Annotated in this window: 5 protein-coding genes; 4 read left to right on the forward strand and 1 reads right to left on the reverse strand. The window is 54.2% G+C overall.

The genetic code is table 11. From position 1 onward, the window contains the following. Positions 1–172: 172 nt before the first annotated feature. A complete protein-coding gene (gene mltG / locus HMPREF3277_RS09970) occupies positions 173–1168 on the reverse strand; it encodes an endolytic transglycosylase MltG (protein ID WP_003778319.1) in 996 nt (331 codons plus the stop codon). 128 nt (positions 1169–1296) lie between these two features. Between mltG and ampD the strand changes: the two genes are divergently transcribed. The 4 genes from ampD to galU all read left to right on the forward strand — a co-directional run bounded on the left by ampD (position 1297) and on the right by galU (position 7258). Continuing rightward, a complete protein-coding gene (ampD, locus tag HMPREF3277_RS09975) occupies positions 1297–1869 on the forward strand; it encodes a 1,6-anhydro-N-acetylmuramyl-L-alanine amidase AmpD (protein ID WP_070871011.1) in 573 nt (190 codons plus the stop codon). A 235-nt stretch (positions 1870–2104) separates the two neighbouring features. Then, a complete protein-coding gene (locus HMPREF3277_RS09980) occupies positions 2105–3361 on the forward strand; it encodes a cell division protein ZipA C-terminal FtsZ-binding domain-containing protein (protein ID WP_070871012.1) in 1257 nt (418 codons plus the stop codon). 302 nt (positions 3362–3663) lie between these two features. After that, a complete protein-coding gene (gene ligA / locus HMPREF3277_RS09985) occupies positions 3664–6156 on the forward strand; it encodes an NAD-dependent DNA ligase LigA (RefSeq protein ID WP_070871013.1) in 2493 nt (830 codons plus the stop codon). A gap of 232 nt (positions 6157–6388) precedes the next feature. Beyond that, entirely contained in the window at positions 6389–7258 is an 870-nt protein-coding gene (galU, locus tag HMPREF3277_RS09990) for a UTP--glucose-1-phosphate uridylyltransferase GalU (protein ID WP_003778314.1), read from the forward strand. The last annotated feature ends 101 nt before the right edge of the window (positions 7259–7359 follow it).

The following is a 7359-nucleotide window of genomic DNA, read 5'->3' on the forward strand; positions in this document are numbered from 1 at the left end:
GTACGGCAAGGCGAGGCAACGCCGTACTGGTTTATAGTTAATCCACTATAAAATAACTTGATAAAGATAAACAATAATAATCTGTTCTAAATCGTCCTAAGACAAAAGGTCGTCTGAAAACCGGTTTTACAGATTTTCAGACGACCTTTATGCTTTTGAAGCTCAGTTCAACCTATTTCTTCAAAATATATTTGCGTACAGCGGCATTGTGTTCTTCCAGATTATGGCTGAACTGGCTCAAGCCGGTGCCGTCCATTTTGGATACGAAATAGAGGTATTTTTCATTCGACGGATGTGCGGCGGCTTCAAGGGCGGCTTTGCTCGGCAGGGCGATGGGGGTCGGGGTTAAGCCGCTGCGGGTGTAGGTGTTATACGGCGTATCGCGCTGGAGGTCGGCTTTGCGGATTTTGCCTTTGTACGCGCTGCCCATGCCGTAAATCACGGTCGGGTCAGTCTGCAGGCGCATGCCGATGTTGAGGCGGTTGACGAATACTGAAGCAACATGGGCGCGGTCGTCTTCGTGGGCGGTTTCTTTTTCAATCAGGCTCGCCATAATGAGCATTTCATACGGATTTTTGTAGGGCAATCCGCTTTGGCGATCTTCCCAAGCATCTTTCAGACGACGTTGCATGGTTTGATAAGCGGTTTGGTAGATTTGCAAATCGCTGCTGCCTGCGTCGATTTCATAGCTGTCGGGGAAGAACTGGCCTTCGGGATTGCTGCTGAGCGCGTCGGGGGCAATTGCCTGCATGAGTTCCGCATCGCTCCAGCCGCGTGTTTTGTGTTCGATGTCGGGGGTGTTGTCGATGATTTTACGCATGGTGGCAAAACGCGAACCTTCGACGATTTGAACGGTAACGGCATCGGGTCTGCCGTTGCGGATTTTCTGTAAAATGCCCCAGGCGGAAATGTTGGAAGGGAGGCGGTACGAGCCGGCGTTGAGTTTGTTGTGTGCACCTATCAGGTAGGCGGCTGCGACCAGCACATGGCGGTTGTAAACGACTCCGTCTTCGGCAAGCGTACGGCTGACGGAAGAAATGCCTTGGTTTTTGGCAATTTTGATGCGGTATGCTTTGCCGTTGTCTTTGGGAACGAACAGCAAGGCGGCGAACACGGCGGCAACGGCAACAAAAAATACCGCAAACCATTTCAACATTTTTTTCAGCATGGTAGGATTTTTGATTTGTGAACGTCGTGCGACAGTATAACCGAAATGCGCGCCTTCTTCCCTGCACGCCCGCCCGACGTATGTTTTTTCCGCCTCAGTGGTCGTCTGAAATAAAGGGTCGTCTGAATATGAATCTTCCGTCCGAATGTCAAGACATTGGCTGGCAACAAGGCTGGTGGCAGCCTGCGCGCCGCGCGTTTTCGCCGAACTTCGAGCCGCGTGCAGAATCAGAAGTCGTGTCGCTGGTGGTTTTACACAATATTTCGCTGCCGCCTTTCGAATATGGGACGGGCGCGGTGGAAAAGCTGTTTACCAACCGCATCAACCCCAACGAACATCCGTTTTTCAGCGTCATCCACACCTTGCGCGTTTCCAGCCATTTTCTGATCACCCGCGAGGGCGAGGCGGTGCAGTTTGTTTCTTGCGACGATATGGCGTACCACGCGGGCGTGTCGTCGTTTCGCGGACGTGAAAAGTGCAATGCGTTTTCGGTCGGTATCGAATTGGAAGGCTGCGATTTCGAGCCGTTTGCCGAAGTGCAATATCAAACGCTGGAAACCCTGCTGCAAGCGTTGATCGGGCATTACCCCATCACCGCTGTTACCGGTCATCAGGACATCGCTCCCGACCGCAAAACCGACCCCGGCCACTTTTTCGACTGGCAAAGATTGCAGGCAGCAGGTTTCCCGGTTGTCCGTTAATCGCTCAAAAATGCCATATAGCATTTTTCAGACGACCCAGCCTCATTTTGGGCTATCATTCACGGCATTTGCTGTCAGAAAAGTTTATTTTCGTTATAATCGAATGTTCATACGGGACAATCCGTGTCCGACTCCGACGAACTTACTCGCGGCAATACGATTCCGCATACGCCCAAAGGCAAACCGCCCCGGGCAACGAAGACGGAATGCCGCTCTTACAAAAAAGTGATTACCCATGATTTTCATCGTCTTAGGCTTGGCAGTCATCCTTGCCGTCATCGCCTACAATATGTACCAAGAAAACCAATACCGCAAACAGGTGCGCGAGCAGTTCGGCCATTCCGACAAAGACGCGCTCCTGAACAGTAAAACCAGCCATGTGCGCGACGGTAAAGAATCCGGCGGCAAAGGCCTGTTCGTCAAAAAAACGAACAAAGCCCAAGAAGCCGCGCTGCGCAACCTGCAAGAACAAGACGAAATCTTCGCCGCCAAAGCCAAACTCGCCAAACCTTCCACCATCAAAACCGATGTCGAGTTGGCGATTGAAGACGACTTTACCGACGAGCCGGTACAGCATACTGTCATCGGACTAAACAACGAAATCACCACCCAAGCCGCCAGCGACGAGCCGGTCAACCTGCCGTCCGCCGCCAACCAACCTTTGGTCAGCTTGGACGAATTGTCTCAAGTCGAATTGCCGTGGTTTGACCCGCGCTTCGACTACCTCGCCTACATCGCCCTTTCCGAAGCGCAAGAGCTGCACGCCCTGCCCCGCCTGTCCAACCGCCACCGTTTCCAAATCATCGGCTGCACCATGGACGACCGCTTCCAAGTTGCCGAACCGATTCCGAGCGTGTATTACCAAGGTTTCGTTGTCGGCCTGCAAGCAGTCAGCCGCAACGGTTTGGCAACCCAAGAAGAATTGCAACAGTTCAACCAACAGGTTGACACCTTCGCCCAACTGATGGGCGGCAAAGTCCTCCACACCGATTTGGCAGCGTTTACCGAAGTCGCGCAGGCATTGGATACCTTCTGCGCCCGCGTCGATCAAACCATCGCCATCCACTTGGTTTCACACAGCAACATCAGCGGCGTCGAACTGCGCGCTTCTGTTGAAAACCTCGGCTTCGTATTGGGCGAAGACGGCGCATTCCACTACACCGGACAAACCGGCAGCCCGATGTTTGCCATCCATAGCCTCACAGGCGATGCTTTTACCAACGCCCTTTTGGACAACCAGTCCTACAAAGGCTTCAGCATGCTGCTCGACATCCCGCATGCGCCCGCCGGCGAAAAAACCTTCGACCTCTTCATGGACTTGGCGGTACGCCTCTCCGGTCAGTTGGGCTTGGATTTGGTCAACGACAAAATGGAGGAAGTTTCTACCCAATGGCTCAAAGACATTCGCAATTACGTCTTGGCGCGTCAGGAAGAAATGCTCAAAGTCGGCATCAAACCCGGCAGCAAACAAGCCCTGCGCCTGTTCTCCTAAAATCGAATGTAATCAAAGCGGATATGTCGTTACGGCATATCCGCTTTTTTTCGGGTAAAATTCAGCTGTTTTCAACCTATCATTTTTCAGACGACCTTTGCCCGTCCCATCATGTATAGTGGATTAAATTTAAATCAGGACAAGGCGCCGAAGCCGCAGACAGTACAGATAGTACGGCACCGATTCACTTGGTGCTTCAGCACCTTAGAGAATCGTTTTCTTTGAGCTAAGGCGAGGTAACGCCGTACTGGTTTAAAGTTAATCCACTATATCAGACAAAGGTCGTCTGAAAACCTTCCTCCATGAATCCGACCGCACAACACATCCGCCACCTCACCGACCTCCTCAACCGCTACGCCTACGAATACTACACCCTCGACGCGCCCAGCGTACCCGATGCCGAATACGACAAATTGTTCCGCGAACTTGAAGCGTTGGAACGAAACCATCCTGAGCTCAAACTGCCCGACAGCCCGACCCAGCGCGTCGGCGGCGAGCCTTTGGCGGGATTTGCCGAAGTGCGCCACGAAGTGCCGATGCTCTCGCTGACCAACGCCTTCTCCCCGCAAGATGAAAACGGCGTGTTCGATCATGCCGAAATGTACGCTTTCGACCAACGCGTGCACGACGGCTTGGACGGCGCCAATCCCGAATACGTTATCGAACCCAAATTCGACGGCCTCGCCATCAGCCTACTCTACCGCGATGGTGTATTGGTGCAGGCGGCGACGCGCGGCGACGGCACGACCGGCGAAGACGTTACCCAAAATGTCAAAACCGTCGCCAATATTCCCCTACGGCTGCACGGCGAAAATCCGCCCGAACTCATCGAAGTCCGCGGTGAAGTACTGATGCTCAAAGCCGATTTCGCCGCCCTCAATAAACGACAAGCCGAAAACGGGCAAAAACCCTTTGCCAATCCGCGCAACGCCGCCGCCGGCAGCCTGCGCCAACTCGATTCGCGCATCACCGCGCAACGCAAACTGCACTTTTTTCCCTACTCCGTCGCCCGACAACAAGGCGGTTTTGTCGCGGAAGAACACATCCAAGAACTCGCCTATTTCCGAGAACTCGGCTTCAGCCTACCCGACGGCAATTTCGGCTGTTTCAAAAATATCGACGAAGTATTGGCGTTTTACGAACAAATGCAGCAAAAACGCCCCGAACTGCCCTACGAAATCGACGGCATGGTCGTCAAAGTCAACAGCTTGGCGCAACAGCGTGAACTCGGCTTCATCTCCCGCGCGCCGCGCTGGGCGATTGCCCACAAATTTCCCGCCGAAGAAGCCCTGACCATCGTCGAAGCGATTGACGTGCAAATCGGGCGCACCGGCGCCGTTACCCCCGTCGCCCGCCTGCAACCCGTATTCGTCGGCGGCGTCACCGTCACCAACGCCACCCTGCACAATCAGGACGAAGTATCGCGCAAAGACGTGCGCGTCGGCGACACCGTCGTCGTGCGCCGCGCCGGAGACGTGATTCCTGAAGTCGTGCGCGTGATTTTCGAACGCCGCCCGATGCAGGAAACCGCCGTTGCCGTTTCAGACGACCTCAAACATCAGCAAAACGACCTGTTTGCCGAAACACCGTCTACCAATCAAACCCAATCTGTTCCGCTCCACAAGCCCTACCGCCTGCCGACCCGCTGCCCCATCTGCCGCAGCGAAATCGAACGCGAAGAAGGCGAAGCCGTCGCCCGATGCAGCGGCGGCATGCTTTGTCAGGCGCAACGCGCGCAAGGCTTAATCCACTTTGCCTCGCGCAAAGCGATGGACATCGACGGCCTCGGTCAAAAACAAATCGAGCAACTGGTCGCCCAAGACCTCGTCCGCCACTTCGCCGACCTCTACCGCCTCGACATCCCGACCTTGCAAAAAATGAAGGAAACGGCGGATAAAGCGTCGTCTGAAAACGAAAACGGCGACGCCGAAACGGTTTCAGAGTACGCAGCCTCCCCGTGGGACGACCTGTCTGAACGCAACACCCAAAACAGCAAAAAACAACCGACCAAGTGGGCGGAAAACATCCTTGCAGGCATAGAAGCGAGCAAAACGCCCGAACTCGCCCGCTTCCTGTTCGCGCTCGGCATCCGCCACGTCGGCGAACGCACCGCCAAAACGCTGGCGCAGGCATTCGGCTCGCTGGAACACGTCCGCCGCGCACCCGAACCCATCCTCGCCTGCCTGCCCGACATCGGCACCGTCGTCGCCCGCTCCATCGCCCACTTCTTCGCCCAAGACGCGCAGCAGGCGATGATAGACGAGCTGCTCGCCGCAGGCGTTGCCCCGCAAACCCAAGCCGTTACCATCCCGCCCGCCCGCCACGCCGAGCCGCAACGCTGGATTGCCCGCCTGCCCGGTTTCAAAATCAGCGAAAACAAAGCCCAAGCCTTATGGGAACTCGCTGGCAAAAGCATAGAAGGTCTGCAAACCGACAAAGCCCTGCCTGCCGACTGGCAAGCATGGCGCAGCGAAACACAAAACGCCGCACTGCTCGAAAACCTAAAAACCTTCTTCGCACAAACGTCGTCTAAAAACCAAGATCAAGCGTTTTCAGACGACCTAAACGAAGCCGTAGCAGGCAAAACCTTTGTGTTAACCGGCACGCTGCCCACCCTCAAACGCGACCAAGCCCAAGCCTTGATCGAAGCCGCCGGCGGCAAAGTTTCCGGCAGCGTGTCCAAAAAAACCGACTACGTCGTCGCCGGAGAAGCTGCCGGCAGCAAGCTAGAAAAAGCCAACGCCTTGGGTGTGGCGGTTTTGAGCGAGGAAGAGCTTTTGGCGATGCTGGATTAAGCATTTATTAAAGATACTCAAGGATGTGACCGAGCCAACTTCCCGACTGTCCAAATCGTTGATTCTGTTCTCAATCAATTTGGCAACTTATCGGGGAATGAACACTCTAAATCTGTTGAACGCCTTTTAAATGCCTTACCTTTTTGCCGCCGACAATGTGGCAACCAAGTCAAACCTAGACAACCGAGGTCGTCTGAATTTTCGATTCGACAATCAAATAGAAGGAAACTGAATGAAACCGATCAAAAAAGCCGTCTTCCCCGTAGCCGGTATGGGTACGCGCTTTCTGCCCGCTACTAAAGCCAGCCCGAAAGAAATGCTGCCCATCGTCGACAAACCGTTGATTCAATATGCGGTAGAAGAAGCAGTAGAAGCAGGCTGTACCGAAATGGTGTTCATCACCGGCCGCAACAAACGCAGCATCGAAGACCATTTCGACAAAGCCTACGAGCTGGAAACCGAGTTGGAAATGCGTCAAAAAGACAAACTGCTGGAACACGTCAAAGACATCCTACCTTCCAACATTACCTGTCTTTACATCCGCCAGGCCGAGGCTTTAGGCTTGGGACACGCTGTATTGTGCGCCCGCGCCGCAGTGGGCGACGAACCCTTCGCCGTCATTCTTGCCGACGACTTGATTGACGCGCCCAAAGGCGCACTGAAGCAAATGGTCGATATCTACAATCAAAGCGGCAACAGCGTTTTGGGCGTGGAAACCGTCGATCCATCGCAAACCGGCTCGTACGGCATTGTTGAAGTGGAAAAACTGAAAAACTTTCAAAGAATTACCAATATCGTCGAAAAACCGAAACCCGAAGAAGCGCCGTCCAACCTTGCCGTTGTCGGCCGCTACATCCTGACCCCGCGCATTTTCAGCCTTCTGGAAAACCTGCCGCGCGGTGCGGGCAACGAAATCCAACTGACCGACGGCATTGCCCGCCTGTTGGATCACGAGTTCGTCCTCGCCCATGCCTTCGACGGCAAACGCTACGACTGCGGCAGCAAACTGGGTTATCTCGAAGCCACCGTCGCCTACGGCTTGAAACATCCAGAAACCGGCGCGCAGTTCCGCGAACTGCTGAAACAATACATCCCCCAATAAAGCAAATGACAAAAGGTCGTCTGAAAATTTCAGACGACCTTTTTGTTTGTACGGATACACGGTTTTCTGTGTATAGTGGATTAACTTTAAACCAGTACGGC

The sequence above is a fragment of the Neisseria sp. HMSC70E02 genome (genome assembly GCF_001838645.1).
GTDB lineage: Bacteria > Pseudomonadota > Gammaproteobacteria > Burkholderiales > Neisseriaceae > Neisseria > Neisseria macacae.